Raw genomic sequence first — 18,023 nt, forward strand, 5'->3', positions numbered from 1 at the left:
GCTTGAATGATCCGCGTCAGGGCAGCAGCGTACGGGGAGTCACCGCGCCTTTGCTATCCAGGCCCGACGCCGATGTGCACGACGTCCGGAACGCCCCGGGCAACGGGGATCTCTTCGGTACGCACCTGCTGGAAACCGGCATTACGCAAGGTTTCTTCGAATTCCGGAGAGGGCTGCGCGGACCAGACGGCGAGCACCCCGCCGGGCCTCAACAGCCGCGCGCAGCCCGCCAGTCCGGAGGGCGCGTACAGCCCGTCGTTGCCCTCGGTGACGGTCCAGCCGGGGCCGTTGTCGATGTCGAGGCAGAGGGCGTCGTACGTGTCGGATGTCTCATTGACGTACGCGACCAGGTCCGCCTCGACGATCTCCGCGCGCGGATCGGCCAGCGCGTCGGCGGAGAGCGCCGCCAGCGGCCCGGTGCGGTGCCAGTCGATGATGGCGGGCTCGCGTTCGACGACCGCGATCCGGCCCCAGCGGGGATCGGCGGCCGCGTGGACGAGGGAGAAGCCGACACCGAGGCCGCCGACGAGCAGGTGCGGCGCGGTGCGTCCGCCGGAGGCGGCGAGCGCGTCGGCCGCCGCGTCGACCAGGCGCCGCTCCGAACGGCCGTCGGAGGTGTCCATCAGGAAGCAGCCGTTCGCGATGATCTGGAGCAACGTCCCGTGCCGGCGCAGGACCACCTCGCCGTACGGACCCTCGCGGCGGTCCAGCACCTCGGGGGCGTCGGAAGAGTCGTGGGTAGTGAGGGGCATCGGCCCATCCTGGCACCCGTCCCGGCGAAGGAATGCGGGCCGGTGCGGCGGTGCTGTCCCGAGAGACCGGAACCGCCCCGTGGCGCTTGATCGCTCACAGCGAACAACCCTTGGGGAACAATCCGGGACTCCCTTTCATTGAGTCGATGTAACTCAACTTGACTGCCGAAGGGGAGATCATGGCTGCTGAGTCCGCTGCCTTCACACCGCTCACCCTGCCCGTGCTGCCGCTCGACGACGAAGTGGTCCTGCCCGGCATGGTCGTCCCCCTGGACCTGAGCGACGCCGAGGTCCGGGCCGCGGTGGAGGCCGCCCAGGCCGCCGCCAGGTCCGAGCCCGGCAAGCCCCGCGTCCTCCTCGTCCCGCGCATCGACGGCACCCACGCCGCCACCGGCGTCCTCGGCACGGTCGAACAGGTCGGCCGCCTGGCCGACGGCGACCCCGGCGCCCTGATCCGCGGCCGGGGCCGGGTGCGCATCGGCGCCGGCACCACCGGCCCGGGCGCCGCGCTCTGGGTCGAGGGCACCCGGGTCGACGAGACCGTCCCCGATCCGCTGCCCGGCCAGGTCGCCGAGCTGGTGAAGGAGTACAAGGCGCTCGCCACCGCCTGGCTGCGCAAGCGCGGCGCCTGGCAGGTCGTCGACCGGGTCCAGGCCATCGACGACGTGTCCGCGCTCGCCGACAACTCCGGCTACTCGCCGTTCCTGACCACCGAGCAGAAGGTCGAGCTGCTCGAGACCACCGACCCGGTCGCCCGTCTCAAGCTCGCCACCCAGCAGCTGCGCGACCACCTCGCCGAGCAGGACGTCGCCGAGACCATCGCCAAGGACGTCCAGGAGGGCGTCGACAAGCAGCAGCGCGAGTTCCTGCTGCGCCGCCAGCTCGAAGCCGTCCGCAAGGAGCTGCGCGAGATCAACGGCGAGCAGGACGGGGAGGAGTCCGACGACTACCGCGCCCGGGTCGAGGCCGCCGACCTGCCCGAGAAGGTCCGCGAGGCCGCGCTCAAGGAGGTCGACAAGCTCGAGCGCTCCTCCGACCAGTCGCCCGAGGGCTCCTGGATCCGCACCTGGCTCGACACGGTCCTGGAGATGCCGTGGAGCGAGCGCACCGAGGACGCCTACGACATCCAGGGCGCCCAGGCGGTGCTCGACGCCGAGCACGCGGGCCTGGAGGACGTGAAGGAGCGCATCACCGAGTACCTGGCCGTGCGCAAGCGGCGCGGCGACCGGGGCCTCGGCGTGGTCGGCGGCCGGCGCGGCGGTGCCGTGCTGGCCCTGGTCGGCCCGCCCGGCGTCGGCAAGACCAGCCTCGGCGAGTCCGTCGCCCACGCGATGGGGCGCAAGTTCGTCCGCGTCGCCCTCGGCGGCGTCCGCGACGAGGCCGAGATCCGCGGCCACCGGCGTACCTACGTCGGCGCGCTGCCCGGCCGGATCGTGCGGGCGATCAAGGAGGCGGGGTCCATGAACCCGGTCGTCCTGCTCGACGAGATCGACAAGGTGGGCTCCGACTTCCGGGGCGACCCGGCGGCCGCCCTCCTCGAAGTGCTCGACCCGGCCCAGAACCACACCTTCCGGGACCACTACCTGGAGGTCGAGCTGGACCTGTCCGACGTGGTCTTCCTCGCCACCGCCAACGTCCTGGAGGCCATCCCGGAGGCCCTGCTCGACCGCATGGAGCTGGTCCGCCTCGACGGCTACACCGAGGACGAGAAGGTCGTCATCGCCCGGGACCACCTGCTCCCGCGCCAGCTGGAGCGGGCCGGACTGGACGCCGACGAGGTCACCGTCGACGAGGGCGCGCTGCGCAAGCTGGCGGGCGAGTACACCCGCGAGGCGGGCGTGCGCACCCTGGAGCGGTCGATCGCGCGGCTGCTGCGCAAGGTGGCGGCCCAGCACGAGCTGGGCGAGCGGGAGCTGCCGTTCACCGTCACCGAGGCCGACCTGCGCGGCCTGATCGGGCGGCCGCACCACGTGCCCGAGTCCGCCCAGGACCCGGGCGAGCGGCGCACCGCGGTGCCCGGCGTCGCCACCGGCCTCGCGGTCACCGGCGCGGGCGGCGACGTCCTCTACGTCGAGGCGTCGCTGGCCGACCCGGAGACCGGCGCGGCGGGGCTGACCCTGACCGGTCAGCTGGGCGACGTGATGAAGGAGTCGGCGCAGATCGCGCTGAGCTTCCTGCGCAGCCACGGCGCCGAGCTGGAACTGCCGGTGGGCGACCTGAAGGACCGGGGAGCGCACATCCACTTCCCGGCGGGCGCGGTCCCCAAGGACGGCCCGAGCGCCGGCGTCACCATGACCACGGCCCTCGCCTCGCTGCTCTCGGGCCGGCTGGTCCGCACCGACGTGGCGATGACCGGCGAGGTCTCGCTGACCGGGCGGGTGCTGCCGATCGGCGGGGTCAAGCAGAAGCTGCTCGCCGCGCACCGGGCGGGGATCACCACGGTGATCATCCCCAAGCGCAACGAGCCCGACCTGGACGACGTCCCGGCCCAGGTGCTGGACAAGCTCGACGTCCACGCCGTCACCGACGTCCGCCAGGTGCTGGAACTGGCGCTCGCACCGGCGACGAACGGTGCGGAGTCGGAGGTTCCGGTCGCGGCGTGACGACGTGGCCGGGTGAGTGAAGGGGAAGGCCCGGACTCCGCGGAGTCCGGGCCTTCGCACGTACCGGCGGGGCCGTCAGCCGTTGGCGAGTGCCTGGACGCGGTCCAGTGCGCCGTTGAACTTGTTGTGGTCGCCGACCGTCGGACCGGACGACGTGTACTGCCACATCGTGTAGTAGCCCCAGCCGGCCGGCAGCGTGCCCACGGTCGAGGCGTACCGCGCGACCCACAGCGGGTTGTTCGCCGCGAAACCGCCGTAGTTGCCGGTGCACTGGGTCCACCAGCTGGTGGCCGTGTAGATCACGGCGTCCCGGCCGGTACGGGCCTTGTAGGTGTTCAGGAAGTCGCGGATCCAGGAGACCATCCCGCTTTGCGACTTGCCGTAGCAGGTGGCGCCGTAGGGGTTCCACTCGATGTCGAGCGCGCCCGGCAGCGTCTTGCCGTCCCTGGACCAGCCGCCGCCGTGGTCGACGAAGTAGTTGGCCTGGGTGGCGCCGCTCGTCGTGTCCGGGGTGGCGAAGTGGTACGCGCCGCGGATCATGCCGACGTTGTAGGAGCCGTTGTACTGCTGGGCGAAGTAGGGGTTGGTGTAGTACGTCCCCTCGGTGGCCTTGGCGTAGGCCCACTTGACTCCGCTGTTCCACAGGGTCGACCAGGCCACGTTGCCCTGGTGGCTGGAGACGTCGACGCCCTCGGTCTGGGCCGCGCGGCCCGGGACGGGGGTGCCGTGTTCGCCGTCGTGGGCCGCGACGCCCATGCCCATGTGGGCGGAGCCGCGCGGGGGGACGTCGGCGGAGGTCGACGCGTCGGCGGGAAGGGTGAACACGAGGGAGAACGCGGCGAGCAGGATCCCGGTGACGGCGAATCGCCGTCCGCGGGCCGATCCGGGTCTGTGCACGAGCATGACGTGCCCTCCGATGGCTCGGTGGTGCTCGGTGGGGGATGCGCGAGTGGGGAGGACCTGTGGACGACATAGATGGCGTGCGCATGCCAGCCGGGGGTCCGGTAAAGACGCTACGCACGTAGAACGGGGGTGGGAAGAGGCACCGGAAGCCGCCGTTGGTCTAAGCCTGCGAAATACTTGGCGAGCTGCGGTGATGGCGGCCGGTGGCGGAAACTTTCAGGACCGGAAAAATCGAGGCAGGGGCTGACGTGCACGAAGACGGGAACGGCGGCGGTCGCGGGAGTGAATCCCACCCGTCCGGCAGTGGTGTGAACCAGCCCGAGTTCCTCGCCCTGGAGCGGGAGATGACGGTGCTGCTGCGGCGGGCCCGGGCCAACCAGGGCGAGATGGCCCGGGAGGTCCACCCCGACCTCGAGTCGTCGGCGTACGGCCTGCTGGTCCGGCTCGGCGAGTGCGGCGGCCAGCGCGCCACCGAACTCGCCGCCTTCATCGGCGTCGGCAAGGCCACCATGTCCCGCCAGCTGCGCGCCCTGGAGGAACTCGGGCTCGTCGCCCGCGAGCCCGACCCCGCCGACGGCCGGGCCTGGCTGGTCACCCTCACGGCCGAGGGGCAGGAACGCGTCGGCCGGGTCCGGGACGCCCGCCGCGCCCGGTACGCCCGCCGGCTCGCCGACTGGAATCCGCGCGAGGTGTCCGAACTGGCCCGGCTGCTGCACGAACTCAACCGGGGGATGGAGAAGTAGCGCCGGGCACCGCCCCTTTCACCGCCCCCGTACCGCGACCCGGCGTGTCACAGCTCGGCGTAGACCACGGTCGCGTCGTCGTGCGTCTTGCTGCGGCCCAGGAACGCCCGCTCGCCCGCCGCGTCCAGGAGTTCCAGCTCCCGCACCCGGTCCACCAGCGCCCGCGCACCCTGCTTGCGCACCAGCGCCAGGCACTCCGTCCAGTCGCCCTCACCGAACTTCTCCACCCAGCGCGCGGCTCCGTCCGTCAGCGCCGCCACCGTCCGCACCTCCTCGCGCGGCAGCGTGCCCGTCACCGCCCGCGCCGCCACCCCGGGGTCGGCCGCGGCCGTGAAGAAGCCGCCCTCCTTGTTGCGCAGGGTGGCGTCGACCATCGCGTCGGTGGCGAGGGCCGAGCGGGGCAGCCGGGACAGCCGGTCGTCCAGGACGGGCGTGAGGGTGCCGTCGGGGGCCTCCAGGAGCAGCGCCGAGTCGGACAGGACCAGGTACTCGACCGCGGCCGGGGACCAGCGGGCGAGGACCACGGTTGCCTGCGGGGTGCGCGGGTGAGAAAGGTCACAGGTTTCCACGTGGGCTCCCGCGGTACGAGCGATGGCGCGGGACAGGGCCTCGGCGAGGGGGAGATCCGGGAGTGAAACGGTCAGTTCGGTCAGCGCCCCACCGAGGCGCGCCGTGAACCAGGGCACCGAATGCAGACAACCCGTCGCGGTCCGTGGCGGTGTCACACCGTCAAGGACGACGAGTGAACCGCCCCGTCCGGAGGCCGGTAGTCCGACGCTCGCGAAGTCCTCGTTGGGCTGGTCGGCGAGGCCTGGTTCCGAGACGAGTTCCGTACGCATCCGGCCAGTCTGCACGAGCCCTTCACAGCGTCCGCAAAAGGCCGGCACCTTCCCCGGATTCTTCCCGAACCGACGCGGCGACGCAGGTCAGGCGCCGGATTTGGGCTGGAATTCCAACCTCCGGCGGCACGTGGCGGCACATAGTGCCACCGCCCGTCGCAGACGTCCAACCGGCTCGCCGGACAACCGTGCGGCACGAGCCAGGGGAACTTGCTCCTCAACTCCCCTCCGGGGTTCACTCCTTCGGGTGGCGGGTCGGATGATGCGCGCTCACCGCCCACCGGCACTGGGAGGGTCGGGAACCGGTGGGGGGCCTGCCCCGCTCACGCGGTCTCCCCGCCCGACGCGCTGCCGGCGGCCGGGGGACGGCCCAGCGTCCGGCGGAGGGTGCACGCGCCCCCGACCGGCCAGTTGACGGAGCGCCACCCGGGCCCACGGGTACACGAGTCAGGAATGCGAGCACCGGTGCAGAAGACGCGGCCTCGTCGCACAGGCAAGCAGACGGCCCCCGCGGGGAGCGCGGAGCAGATCCCCGGCACCCCCGGAACCTCCACCCCTCCGCAGCCGGAGACACCCGTCGGCAAGGGCCGTCCCACCCACGTACGCAACCGGCTGATCGTCGCCGTGGCGGTCGTGGCAGCCGCCGTCGCCGGGGCCGGAGCGCCGTCGGTCGTGGACGCCTCCGGCCAACTGAACGACTCCCAGGAACTGGTGACGCTCGCCGAGCAGACCCAGGGCGCGCTGACCCTCGCCCACTCCCTGGCCGACGAGCGCGACGAGGTCACCCCGTACATCGCGGCCGGCCGGCCCAAGTCCAAGGCGCCCTCCGAACAGCGCAGCGCCCGCGTCGACCGACAGGTCGAGGAACTGCGCGCCGACCCGGACACGCCCGCCTCCCTGCGCGAGGACCTCGACGCCGTCGCCGCGCTGCGCCGGGCCGCGCTCACCGGCAAGAGCACCGCCCTCGAGGCCCACGAGGCGTACTCCGAGGCGATCACCGAACTCCACGCCCTGGCCGAGCGGCTGGGCGAGCAGATGCCGCCCCGCGCGGGCGCCGGCGCGTACGCCCTCGCCGAGCTGGACACCGCCGTACAGCAGGCCGCCGCCACCCGCGGTCTGCTGCTCGCGGCCCTCAACGTGCCCAGCACCACCCAGACCGTCATCGACCCGATCACCGGCCTGCCGACCGAGACGACCACCACCTCGGACGCCGACGCCGAGCAGCGCGACGCGCTCTCCGCCGCCGCCCAGCAGGCCCGGGTCCGCTCCGACGCCGCCCTCGCCGACTTCCGCGACGGCGCCCCCAAGGAGGCACGGAGCAGCTTCGACGCCACGGTCGCCGGACCCGACGTCAACTCCGCCGAGAAGTACCTCGCCGGTCTCACCGACGAGCCGACGCTCTCCGACGGCGACCTCCGCACCAGCACCAAGAAGCTGAGCGCCGCGCTCTCCGCCCGCGTCGACGCGATGCGCGGCGCCGAGTCCGCCCTGTACGAGAAGCGCGTCAAGTCCCTGGAGCAGCTGCGCGACGACGACGTCACCGCGCTGGAGATCCGGATCGCCGTCCTCGGCGCCCTGATCCTGCTCACGATCGGCATCGCCACCGCCCTGGCCCGCACCCTCACCCGCCCGCTGTCGGTGCTGCGCCGCGGCTCGGCCCGGCTGGCCGGCGCGGAGGACCCGACGGCCGAGGGCCCGGTCGCCTTCACCGGCCGCAACGACGAGTTCGCGCAGGTCGTCCGCTCCGTCAACGCCCTGCACACGCACGCCGCCACGCTCGCCGAGCGGGTCGCCACGCTCGAGTCCGACCGCAAGCACCTCGTCGGCCAGCGGCAGAAGATGGCCGACGCCCGCGAGGGGCTGCGCACCGAACTCGCCAAGTCCGCCGCCCAGCTGGAGGTGGTGCGCAAGAGCATCGGCTCCACCTTCGTCAACCTCGCGCTGCGCACCCTCGGCCTGGTCGAGCGGCAACTCGCCGTCATCGAGAGCCTGGAGGAGCGCGAGCAGGACCCGGACCGCCTCGCCACCCTGTTCAAGCTCGACCACTTCGCCACGGTGATGCGCCGGCACAGCGAGAACCTCCTCGTCCTCGCCGGCACCGAGCACGTCCAGCACAGCGCCTCGCCGGTGCCGCTGGTCGACGTGGTCCGCGCCGCGGTCAGCGAGATCGAGCGGTACGAGCGGGTGCGCATCGCCGCGCTGCCGCCGCACGCCCACGTGGCCGGCTTCGCCGCCGACGACCTCTCCCACCTGCTGGCCGAACTGCTGGAGAACGCCACCTCCTTCTCGCCGCCGGACCTGCCCGTCGAGGTCTCCGGCTGGCTCCTGGAGAACGGCGAGGTGATGCTCTCCGTCCAGGACGAGGGCATCGGCATGGACACCGAACGCCTCCAGCGGCTCAACGCCCGCCTCACCGACTTCGACCCGGAGGCGCCGTTCGACCAGGAGGGCGAGGACGGTCTCGGGCTCGGCCTCTACGTCGTCGCCCGGCTCGCCCACCGGCACGGGGCGCGGGTACGGCTGCGGGAGCAGAAGCAGGGCGGCGTCGCGGCCGTCGTCGTGCTCCCGAGCCCCCTGCTCGCGGCGGCCCCGCCGGCCGCGCTGGCCCCGACCGTGCCGGTGTCCGACGGCACCGGCTCCTTCTCCCTGCCCGGCGCCGACGCGGAGGCCAACTCCAACGTCCTGCACGGGCGGGCGGAGAAGGCCGAGCGGGCGGAGCCGCACGCCGGGACGGAAGCCGGCCCGGCCCCGGAGCCCGGCACCGACCCGCTGGTCGCCTCGGCGGAGGAAGCCGTCCGCCGGGCCGAGGCGGACGCGGACGCGCCCTCGGGCGCGTCGGACCCGGACGCTGCCGTGTCCTCGGTCGCATCGGCCCCGGACGCTGCCGTGTCCCCCGGCGCGTCGGGCCCCGCCGCGGAGGTGGCCGAGGCACCGGAGACGGCGTCGCCCGAAACCCCGAGCCGGGAGATCGCCGGCCCGGACACCGCGGGCCGGGAGAGCCACGCCCGCGAGACCCCGGACCCGGAGCCCGCGCGCGCCGGGACGCCGGAGGGCACGGGCACCGCCCGCCCGACGGCCCCCGGCGACTCCCACGACCCCGCCGCGGACCGGCACGCGGCACCGGCGGACGGGCCCGCCCCGGAGCAGCCCGGCCAGGACGCAACGGCCCCCGGCGACGGCGCCGCCCCCGGCAGCGACCTCCCCGACGACGCCACGATGGCCCTCTTCCTCCCGGCCCTGGCGGACCCGGAGACCCGGACCGAGCCCGTCACCGACCCGTACGCCATCGGCCCCGACGCCCACGACCGCACGCCGGACGAGGGCGCGGCCCGTACGCCGGACGCGACGGACGTACCGGATGCACCGGATACGACGGACGCACCGGACGCGCCGGTCGTTCCCGACGCGGTGGCCGACCCGGAACCGACCCGCGCCGACGACCCCGCACCGGACCGGGCCGAAGCGCCCGAACCGGTCACCGACAAGGGGCTGCCCAAGCGGACCCCGAAGCTCACCACCCCCGCCGCGGTGCCGCGCCCGCGCACCTCGGGTTCCGTCGACGCCGACGCGCTCCGCCGGCGCCTGGGCGGATTCCGCCGCGGGGCGGAGGCCGGCCGCCGGGACGTCGAGGCGGAGATCGCCGACGGCACCGGACGCAACCGGCTGCCGGACGCCGCGGCGGACACAACCGAAGAAGCCACGGGGGGCACTGTCGAGGAGGCAAGCAGTTGACCGCGCCCAGTACCTTCGGACTGAGCAGTGAAGCCCGCAATCTCCACTGGCTGCTGACCAACCTCGTCGAGGAGGTGCCCGGCATCCGGTCGGTCGCCGTGGTCTCCTCCGACGGGCTCCTGCTCCTGTCCTCCGACCCCGGTCGCAACGAAGAGGCCCGGCAGGTCCGCGAGACACCCCGGGCGGGCCCGCGCGGCTCCGCCGCCGACCTCGCCACCGTCGTCTCCGGCGTGGGCAGCCTGACCGTCGGCGCCGCCCGGCTGATGGACTTCGGCACGGTCAAGCACACGATGGTCGCCATGGACGAGGGCAGCCTGTTCGTCATGTCGATCAGCGACGGCTCGCTGCTCGGCGTGCACGGCTCCGCGGAGTGCGACATGAGCGTCGTGGCGTACCACATGGCGCTCTTCGTCGGCCGCGCCGGCCACGTCCTGACCCCCGAACTCCGCACCGAGTTGCGGCAGTCCCTGGAGTCCGAGCCCACGGGGAGCACCCGATGAGCAGCAGTCCCGGAAAACCCGGAAAGAACGGCCGGGGCAACCTCCCGGTGCGCGGCGCCGACCGCAAACCGGCGCGCGTCCGCCCCTACTCGCTCACCGGCGGCCGGACCCGCTTCGGCCACGTCCTGCTCGTCGAGACGTTCGTCGGCGCCACCGCGGGAACCGCCGCGCTCGAGGCCGCCGAGGAGCGCAGGGAACTGACGAACGGCGGCCTGACCTCCCGGGTGATGCCGGAGATGCGGGCCATCGTCGAACTGTGCCGCCGTATGCGTACGGTGGCCGAGATCGCCGCGCTGCTGAAGATGCCGCTCGGCGTGGTCCGCGTCCTCATCAGCGACCTGGCGGACCAGGGAAAGATCCGTGTGTACGGCACCGGGACCGGCCACGGCACGGGCCGCCCGGACCGCGCTCTGCTCGAAAGGGTGCTCAGTGGACTCCGTCGTCTCTGACGCCGCCGCGTTCGGCGTCCCCCCGCTCGTCGACACCGACGGGCCCGTGCAGCCCTGGCAGACGGATCCCACCCGCGCGCCGGTCGCCACGAAGATCGTCGTCGCGGGAGGGTTCGGCGTGGGCAAGACCACGCTGGTCACCGCCGTCTCGGAGATCACGCCCCTCCAGACCGAGGCGCTGATGACCGAGGCGAGCGAGGAGACCGACGACCTCACCGCCACGCCGGGCAAGCTCACCACCACCGTGGCCATGGACTTCGGCCGTCTCACGCTCGACGACGACCTGGTGCTCTACCTGTTCGGCACCCCGGGCCAGCAGCGGTTCTGGTTCATGTGGGACGACCTGGTGCGCGGCGCGATCGGCGCCGTCGTCCTCGCCGACACCCGGCGCCTGAAGGACTGCTGGCCGGCGCTCGACTACTTCGAGAGCTGCGGACTGCCGTACGTCGTCGCGGTCAACCACTTCGACGGCAGCGAGGTGTTCGAGGCGGAGGACGTGCGGGAGGCGTTGACGATCCCGGCGCACATACCTGTCATGATCATGGATGCGCGCCGTCGGATCTCGGCCATCGAGACCCTTCTGTCCCTCGTGGGCCACGCGCTCGACGAAACACCCGAGTAGACGAACTCTCGACCAGACGCCCTCGACCAGACGCCCTCGACCAGGAGACGGAAACCGCATGCGGAAGATACTCGTCGTCGGAGCCGGCCAGTCCGGCCTCCAGCTTGCCCTCGGCCTTCAGTCGCACGGCTACGAGGTCACCCTGATGTCCAACCGGACCGCGGACGAGATCCGCACCGGCCGGGTCATGTCGACGCAGTGCATGTTCCACACGGCACTCCAGCACGAGCGCGATCTCCAGCTGAACTTCTGGGAGTCCCAGGCCCCGAAGATCGAGGGTCTCGGCGTCTCGGTGGCGGCCCCCGGCTCCTTCGACCCCGGCCCCTCGCAGCGCGCGATCGACTGGCTCGGGCGCCTCGACGGCTTCGCGCAGTCGGTCGACCAGCGGGTGAAGATGGCCGGCTGGATGGAGACCTTCGCCCAGCGCGGCGGCCAGCTGGTCATCCACGGCGCGGCCGTCGGCGACCTGGACTACTTCTCCCGCGCCTACGACCTGGTCCTGGTCTCGGCGGGCAAGGGCGAGCTGGTCCAGATGTTCGGCCGCGACGCCTCCCGCTCCCCGTACAGCGAGCCGCAGCGCGCCCTCGCCGTCGCCTACGTCCACGGGATGGGCCCGCGCCCCGAGCACCCGGAGACGGAGGCCGTGCGCTGCAACCTGGTGCCGGGCGTCGGCGAGATGTTCATCATGCCGACGTTCACCACCTCGGGCCGTGCCGACATCCTGTTCTGGGAGGGCATACCCGGCGGCCCGCTGGACGCCTTCAAGGACGTCAAGGACCCCTCGGAGCACCTCTCCCTGACCCTGGAACTCATGGAGAAGTTCCTCCCCTGGGAGTACGCGCGGGCCACCAAGGTCGAACTGACCGACGCCGGCGGCACCCTGGCCGGCCGCTACGCCCCCACCGTCCGCAACCCGATCGGCCGCCTCCCCGGCGGCGGACTCGTCCTCGGCGTGGCCGACGTGGTCGTCGCCAACGACCCGATCACCGGCCAGGGCTCCAACTCCGCCTCCAAGTGCGCCGCCTCCTACCTCGCCTCGATCATCGAGCACGGCGACCAGGAGTTCGACGCGGCCTGGATGCAGCAGGCCTTCGACCGCTACTGGGAGACCGCCCAGCACGTCACCAAGTGGACGAACACCATGCTCGCCCCGCCCCCGGAGCACATCCTCAACCTGTTCGGCGCGGCGACCGGGCTCCAGCCCATCGCCGACCGCTTCGCCAACGGCTTCAACGACCCGGGCGACTTCGAGAACTTCTTCTACGACCCGGCGAAGACCGAGGCCTACCTGACGGAGGTCTCCGGCGCCGCGGGCGCGTAGGAGGCCGCGTACCCCTCGTCCGACCCGTCCGTCGCCCCCGCGGGCAGCCTCGGCGGCGTGTAGTGCCGCAGGGGCTGCCCGCCGGGGTCGGGACGTACGGCGCCCAGGACCGGGTTGGCGGCGATCGGCGACACCTTGACCTCGGCGCCGGGGCGCGGTGCCTGGACGACCATGCCGTCCCCGAGGTAGAGCGCCACGTGGGTCGCCTCGGGGAAGTACACGACCAGGTCACCGGGGCGCAGTTCGTCCAGCGCCACGTGTTCGAGGCGCGCCCACTGCTCCTGGCTGGTCCGCGGGATCGGCGTCCCGGCCCGCTCCCAGGCGACCGAGGTCAGCCCCGAGCAGTCGTACGACACCGGTCCCTCGGCGCCCCACTCGTACGGCTTGCCGAGCTGCTCCACCGCGAAGCGCACCGCGCGGTCGCCCCCGTCGGAGGGCTTGGCGTCGTCGCCGAGCGCCCCGGACGCCAGGAACCGCTCCTGCTCCTCGGCGATGCCGCTCTTCTCCAGCTCCGCCAGTGCGGCCAGTTGCTCGGGGGTGAGGGAGGCGAGCAGCTCCTCGACGGCGCGCAGGCGTTCGCGCACGGCGTCCCGGTCCTTCTCCTGCGCCCCGGCGAGGGCGGCCTGCCGGGCCAGGGCCTCGCGCGAGCGCCGGGCCAGCTCCTCGGCCTTCTTCTCGGCACCGGTCAGGCGGCCCACGGTCTCGACCCGCTCCCGGGCCAGCCGGCCGATCACATGGCCCTGGTCGATCGCGTGCTGCGGGTCGCGGGCCAGCAGCAGCCGCAGATAGGGGGAGAGGCCGCTGCTGCTCTGGTACTGCTGCCGGGCCAGCCGCCCGGCCGCGCCCCGGCTGTCGTGCAGGGACGTACGGGTCCGCGCCAGCTCGGCGTCCAGCCGCCGGACCTCCGCGCGCTGCCGCCGGAGGCGTTCCTCGGTGCCGTTGTAGGTCTCGGTGGCCTTCTCCGCCTCCCGGTACAGCCGCTGAAGGTCCGTCAGCAGGCCGCTCACCGTGCGGTCGTCGGCGGCGCCGGGTGCGGGTTCGGCCGCCGCGGGCACGGGCGCGAGGACGATCCCGGCCGCGAGCGCCGCCGTACACGCCAGCCGCAGGAGCCTTCCCGACATGCCATCACCTCCGGTGCGGGGCGGCGGGTCCGCTCCGCACGGTGAGCATGCGGGGGGCCCGCGGGCTTCGCGCGCCGAGTGTGCGCGGACCGGCGCAACCGGGTCACCCGTCCGCGTCGTCCGGCTTGCTTCGCGGCGTGGCGTCTGGATCGGCGGCCGCCGGGCGGTCCGGCTTCGACCAGGGCCACTTCCGGTCGGAGCCCGTCCGGCCGGTGGGGTCGTACGTGTACTTCCACCGGGCGAACCGCAGCCCGCCCCGGGCGTCCCGGGGCTCCCTGCGGTACACCAGCACGGTGGGCGGGCCGCCGTCCGGGTCCGGTACGGGGATGCGGTACGTCTTCGGCGGGTGCCCGGTCATCCCGACCAGGACGGGCAGCACGCGTCCGTCCATCGGGCCGCCCTCGAAGGGGGTGTCTTCGCTCTTCACGGCACCAGTGTCGGTGATCGGCGCAGCGGGTGCCGGAGACCGGCGCCCGGGGTCAGAGGTCCGCCGCCAGCGCCTCGACCAGGGTCGCGGTCTGCGGGTCGCGGCGGGCGGTGACCGTCAGCACGGCGAGGAACTGCTCGACCAGCCAGTCCCGCAGCTCGTCGAGGGGCGGCTGCTTGTCCTCGTCCAGCCAGATCAGCGAGGCCGCCTCCACGGCCGTGATCCACATCCGGACCGTCATCCGCAGCCGGGGGCCGGGATCGGTGACGTCCAGGTGGCCCATGATGTGGTCGGCGGCGGCCCGGCGTACGCCGTCCACGATGCCCGAGGTCTGCGAGGTCTCGACGACGCTGCCGCCGCGCAGCAGGGCACTGAAGCCGGTGTCGTGCTCGTCGACGAAGGTGAGGTAGCGGTCCAGGGCGCGGGAGAGCCGGGCCAGCAGCGGGCCCACGCGGGGCTCGTCGAAGCACAGGCGCAGTTCGTCGGCGGCGGAGCCGAGCGCGGCCTCGTACAACTGCTGCTTGCCGCCGGGGAAGTACCGGTACACCAGCGGCCGCGAGACCCCGGCCTGCTCGGCCACGTCGTCCAGGGAGACCTCCTCCGGCGGCCGGTGCGCGAAGAGGGCGAGCGCCGCGTCCAGCAACTGGAGGCGGCGCTCTTCGACGCTCAGGCGGCGGTAGGCGGGGGTGGAGGCCTGCGGATTCATGTCCGCAGGGTAACTGGGCGGCCCCGCGTCACGGGGCCGCCGAGGGGCTTACGCCAGCAGCCCCGAGGACCGCCACAGCTTGCGGCCCGCGCCGCGCAGGACGCCGATGTCGTCCAGGAAGTCCGTGAGGCGCTTCGCGCCGGTCTGCATGATCTCCTTGCGGTGGCCGCTGGCCTGGACCTGGGCCAGGGCCTCCCGCTTGTCCAGGCCGACGTTCGTGTAGACCTCGGGGTTGATGAAGGCCTTGGAGAAGACGCGGGCGAACTCGCCCGAGGTGACCCGGGTGAACTCCTGCGACCACTTCGGGGCCGTCACCATCTGCCGCCGCAGCTCCTCACGGGCGTACCGCACGTGCCGGGCCTCCTCCACGACGTGGATGCGCGTGACGCCCCGGATCAGCGGCTGGACCCGCTCGTCCGGGAAGGTCAGCCGCTGCATCCAGTCCAGGACCTCCTCGCCGAGCAGCGTGGCGGTGAAGGAGCCGGGCGTGGTGGAGATCGTCTTGAAGAGGCGGCCGAGGTGCTGGTGGACCGGGCTCACCGGGTACCACGGGGTCTCGCCGCGCGATATCAGCCGGGCGAACATCTTCGAGTGCCGGCACTCGTCCTCGATCTCGGTCAGCGCGTAGCGCACGTGGGCGCTCGTCGCCGCCTTGTCGTACACGTGCCGGACCAGCAGCTGCATCAGGATCAGCTCGAACCAGATGCCGAGCGAGGCCAGCGCGGCGGCCTCGTGCTGCGAGAGCGCGATCCGCTGCTCCTCGCTCATCCGCTGCCACATCGGGGTGTCGTACAGCGACACCAGCTCCGGCGGCCAGAACCACTTGCCGTCCTCGAACGGCGCGTCCCAGTCCAGCTCCTTGTCCGGGTCGAACGAGTGCTTGGCGGACGAGTCGAGCAGCCGTTCGGCCACCTGCTCCCGGTCCTTGAGCAGGCCGAGCGCGTCGCGCAGGCCCTCGAGCGCGTCGGCTTCCGTCAGGGTCGTCATGGCTGTGTCCCACCTCGTCGAACGGATCGTGTTACCCGCGGTCACTCCAGCGTGCCGAGTCTTATGAGACTGCGTGTCAGTAAGCTCGTCAATCCCCTGCGCGGAAGTTGTTGACTGCGAGTAAAGGTGGGGCGCCGTCAGTGTCCCGGCGTGGGACCACCCAATGGAGGGCTCCGGCGGCGTTCGTGCTGGGTACGCTGGCCGTGTCCGTCAGACTCCGGTACATGGGAGCGATCATGAGCGCCGCGCGTGACTACGGGCTGGACGACGACTACGAGTGGCCCCGTCCGCCGGAGGGCGGCTGGACGGCGGACGACCTCGACGAGCTTCCCAACCTGCCTCCGCACACGGAGCTGATCGACGGGAGCCTCGTCTTCGTGAGTCCGCAGACCAATTTCCACTCACGTGTCATCCGGCTGTTGGACAACGCCCTGCTGGCGCAGGCGCCGGAAGAGCTGGACGTCATCCGCGAGATGACCATCAAGCTCAACAAGCGCAACCGGCCCGAGCCCGACGTCCTCGTGTTCCATGCGGATGCCGACACCGGTCCGAAGCAGACTTGGTACCGGCCGGAAGACGTGGTGATTGCCGTCGAGGTCGTGTCCGAGGAATCGGAGGACCGGGACCGAGAGGTGAAGCCGCCGAAATACGCGCGGGCGGGCATTCCTTACTACTGGCGTGTTGAGGAGAATCAGGGACTTCCGGTCGTCTACGTCTACGAGGTCGACCCTGCCACGCAGGCCTACGCTCTGACCGGCATCTTCCACAACCGTCTCAAACTCACCGTCCCCTTCCTCATCGACATCGACCTCACCGCCGTGAACCGTCGCCGCTAGCCCTCACCCTCCCCCTCCAAGAACCGCCTCCATCACCGCCCGGGCGACCGGTGCCGCCAGCCCGCCCCCGCTGATGCGGTCCCGGTCCGCCGCCGAGCCCTCGACCACCACCGCGACCGCGACCTTCGGCTCCACGTCCCCGTCGCCCCGCGCCCAGGAGATGAACCACGCGTACGGCGTGCCCGAGTTGCCGACGCCGTGCTGTGCGGTGCCGGTCTTGCCGCCGACCGTGGCACCCGGGATCGCCGCCTTCGCGCCGGTGCCCTGGTCCACCACGCCGGTCATCAGCTCCTTGAGCCGCGCCGCCGTCGAGGGACGCATCACCTCGCGGGACGGCCGCGACCCGGCCGCCGCCACCAGGCTGCCGCCCGCCCGCAGCGTCCGTTCCACCAGGTACGGCGAGCGCACCTGCCCGCCGCCCGCCACCGCCGCCGCCACCATCGCCATCTGCAACGGCGTCGCCCGGGTGTTGTACTGCCCGATCGACGACAGGCCGAGCTGCGCCCGGTCCACCGAGGTGTCGAAGGTGCTGCGCGCGACGGGGAAGGGAACCCGCAGCCCGTCGTCGTTGAAGCCGAAGGCCTCCGCCGTCGCCGTCATGCCGCGCACGCCCACGTCGATGCCCAGCTTGGCGAACACCGTGTTGCAGGACCACTCGAACGCCTCCCGCAGCGAGGCGTCCCGGCAGCCGTCGGCCTCGTTCGTGAGCTTCGTCCGCGTCCCTGGCAGCGTGTACGGGTCGGGGGAGCGGGTCGGCGCGTCCAGGTCGCGGACCACCCCCGCGTCCAGCGCCGCCGCCGCGGTGACCACCTTGAAGGTCGAACCCGGCGGATAGGTCCGGCTCACCGCCCGGTTGAGCATCGGCTTGTCCGGGTCGGCGTTCAGGCGGTTCCAGGTACGGGTGGCGGCCGTGCTGTTCCCGGACAGCAGCTGGGGATCGTAGGACGGGGTGGAGACCAGGGCCAGGATGCGGCCCGTGGCCGGCTCGACGGCGGCCACCGCCCCCTTGCGCCCGCCGAGCCCCTCGAACGCCGCCCGCTGTGCGGCCCCGTCGATCGTCGTCACCACGTCGCCGCCCGGGTTGTGGGCGCCCGTGACGTCGTTCCACAGCGGCAGCGGCGCGAGCATCGGGTCGGCCCCGGACAGCAGGCCGTCCTCGGCGTGCTCGAGCAGCGTCGTCCCGTACGCCTGCGAGGCGAAGCCCGTGATCGGCGCGTACATCGGCCCGTCGGCGTAGGTGCGCTCGTAGCGCAGGTGCTCGCCGGTGTCACGGGAGCCGGTGACCGCCCTGCCGCCGACCAGGATGTCGCCGCGCGGCTGCTGGTAGCGGGCGATGTCGGGGCGGCGGTTGGCCGGGTTGCCGTCGTACTCCGGCTTCTGGACGATCTGCACGCGGGCCGCGTTGACCACCAGGGCGACCAGCAGCAGGGCGCAGAAGACGGCGGCGTGCCGGATGTTCCGGGTCACCGGGCCCGCTCCCCG

At 72.8% G+C, this 18,023-nt stretch carries 16 protein-coding genes; 8 read left to right on the forward strand and 8 right to left on the reverse strand.

What is annotated here, in order from left to right:
* Positions 1-53: 53 nt before the first annotated feature.
* Entirely contained in the window at positions 54-752 is a 699-nt protein-coding gene (locus Sco07f_RS28455) for a spermidine synthase family protein (protein WP_007444662.1), read from the reverse strand.
* 179 nt (positions 753-931) lie between these two features.
* On the opposite strand from Sco07f_RS28455, the gene lon reads away from it, so the two are divergent.
* Positions 932-3,355 carry an endopeptidase La gene (lon, locus tag Sco07f_RS28460; protein WP_108989568.1) on the forward strand — a complete coding sequence of 808 codons (2,424 nt, stop codon included), beginning with the start codon at positions 932-934 and terminating at the stop codon, positions 3,353-3,355.
* Positions 3,356-3,430: 75 nt separating this feature from the next.
* On the opposite strand, the gene Sco07f_RS28465 is transcribed toward lon, so the two are convergent.
* Positions 3,431-4,258 carry a lysozyme gene (locus tag Sco07f_RS28465; RefSeq protein ID WP_108989569.1) on the reverse strand — a complete coding sequence of 276 codons (828 nt, stop codon included), beginning with the start codon at positions 4,256-4,258 and terminating at the stop codon, positions 3,431-3,433.
* A 248-nt stretch (positions 4,259-4,506) separates the two neighbouring features.
* On the opposite strand from Sco07f_RS28465, the gene Sco07f_RS28470 reads away from it, so the two are divergent.
* Positions 4,507-5,001: a MarR family winged helix-turn-helix transcriptional regulator gene (locus Sco07f_RS28470; protein WP_007444668.1), complete on the forward strand. Its 495-nt coding sequence runs from the start codon at positions 4,507-4,509 to the stop codon at positions 4,999-5,001.
* A gap of 47 nt (positions 5,002-5,048) precedes the next feature.
* Here Sco07f_RS28470 and Sco07f_RS28475 read toward each other — a convergent pair whose 3' ends face one another.
* Complete coding sequence (locus Sco07f_RS28475) at positions 5,049-5,840, reverse strand: protein phosphatase 2C domain-containing protein (RefSeq protein ID WP_108989570.1); 792 nt, start codon at positions 5,838-5,840, stop codon at positions 5,049-5,051.
* A 465-nt stretch (positions 5,841-6,305) separates the two neighbouring features.
* Between Sco07f_RS28475 and Sco07f_RS28480 the strand changes: the two genes are divergently transcribed.
* Genes Sco07f_RS28480 through Sco07f_RS28500 form a run of 5 tightly spaced genes read left to right on the forward strand, consistent with a single transcriptional unit; the run spans position 6,306 to position 12,464 of the window.
* Entirely contained in the window at positions 6,306-9,572 is a 3,267-nt protein-coding gene (locus Sco07f_RS28480) for a sensor histidine kinase (protein ID WP_108989571.1), read from the forward strand.
* Positions 9,569-10,072 carry a roadblock/LC7 domain-containing protein gene (locus Sco07f_RS28485; RefSeq protein WP_007444649.1) on the forward strand — a complete coding sequence of 168 codons (504 nt, stop codon included), beginning with the start codon at positions 9,569-9,571 and terminating at the stop codon, positions 10,070-10,072. Before Sco07f_RS28480 ends, Sco07f_RS28485 begins: the two co-directional genes overlap by 4 nt.
* Positions 10,069-10,521, forward strand: a complete 453-nt coding sequence (locus Sco07f_RS28490; RefSeq protein ID WP_007444650.1) for a DUF742 domain-containing protein — start codon at positions 10,069-10,071, stop codon at positions 10,519-10,521. The genes Sco07f_RS28485 and Sco07f_RS28490 overlap by 4 nt, the downstream gene beginning before the upstream one ends.
* The gene (locus Sco07f_RS28495; RefSeq protein WP_007444651.1) at positions 10,502-11,143 is read left to right on the forward strand and encodes a GTP-binding protein; all 642 of its coding nucleotides are present in this window, start codon (positions 10,502-10,504) and stop codon (positions 11,141-11,143) included. The genes Sco07f_RS28490 and Sco07f_RS28495 overlap by 20 nt, the downstream gene beginning before the upstream one ends.
* 58 nt (positions 11,144-11,201) lie before the next feature.
* A complete protein-coding gene (locus Sco07f_RS28500) occupies positions 11,202-12,464 on the forward strand; it encodes a styrene monooxygenase/indole monooxygenase family protein (protein ID WP_007444652.1) in 1,263 nt (420 codons plus the stop codon).
* On the opposite strand, the gene Sco07f_RS28505 is transcribed toward Sco07f_RS28500, so the two are convergent.
* The 4 genes from Sco07f_RS28505 to Sco07f_RS28520 all read right to left on the reverse strand — a co-directional run bounded on the left by Sco07f_RS28505 (position 12,428) and on the right by Sco07f_RS28520 (position 15,705).
* Entirely contained in the window at positions 12,428-13,585 is a 1,158-nt protein-coding gene (locus tag Sco07f_RS28505) for a C40 family peptidase (protein ID WP_007444639.1), read from the reverse strand. The genes Sco07f_RS28500 and Sco07f_RS28505 overlap by 37 nt on opposite strands.
* Positions 13,586-13,688: 103 nt before the next feature.
* Complete coding sequence (locus tag Sco07f_RS28510) at positions 13,689-14,012, reverse strand: DUF8847 domain-containing protein (RefSeq protein ID WP_042825172.1); 324 nt, start codon at positions 14,010-14,012, stop codon at positions 13,689-13,691.
* 52 nt (positions 14,013-14,064) lie between these two features.
* Positions 14,065-14,718, reverse strand: a complete 654-nt coding sequence (locus Sco07f_RS28515) for a TetR/AcrR family transcriptional regulator (protein WP_007444641.1) — start codon at positions 14,716-14,718, stop codon at positions 14,065-14,067.
* 48 nt (positions 14,719-14,766) lie between these two features.
* A complete protein-coding gene (locus Sco07f_RS28520) occupies positions 14,767-15,705 on the reverse strand; it encodes an AurF N-oxygenase family protein (RefSeq protein WP_054099043.1) in 939 nt (312 codons plus the stop codon).
* Positions 15,706-15,941: 236 nt separating this feature from the next.
* Between Sco07f_RS28520 and Sco07f_RS28525 the strand changes: the two genes are divergently transcribed.
* Complete coding sequence (locus tag Sco07f_RS28525) at positions 15,942-16,541, forward strand: Uma2 family endonuclease (RefSeq protein WP_042825176.1); 600 nt, start codon at positions 15,942-15,944, stop codon at positions 16,539-16,541.
* Between the two features lie 3 nt (positions 16,542-16,544).
* Here Sco07f_RS28525 and Sco07f_RS28530 read toward each other — a convergent pair whose 3' ends face one another.
* Positions 16,545-18,008, reverse strand: a complete 1,464-nt coding sequence (locus tag Sco07f_RS28530) for a penicillin-binding transpeptidase domain-containing protein (protein WP_108989572.1) — start codon at positions 18,006-18,008, stop codon at positions 16,545-16,547.
* Between the last annotated feature and the right edge of the window lie 15 nt (positions 18,009-18,023).

This window comes from Streptomyces coelicoflavus, assembly GCF_003112555.1.
In the GTDB taxonomy this organism is placed as follows: Bacteria; Actinomycetota; Actinomycetes; order Streptomycetales; family Streptomycetaceae; genus Streptomyces; species Streptomyces coelicoflavus.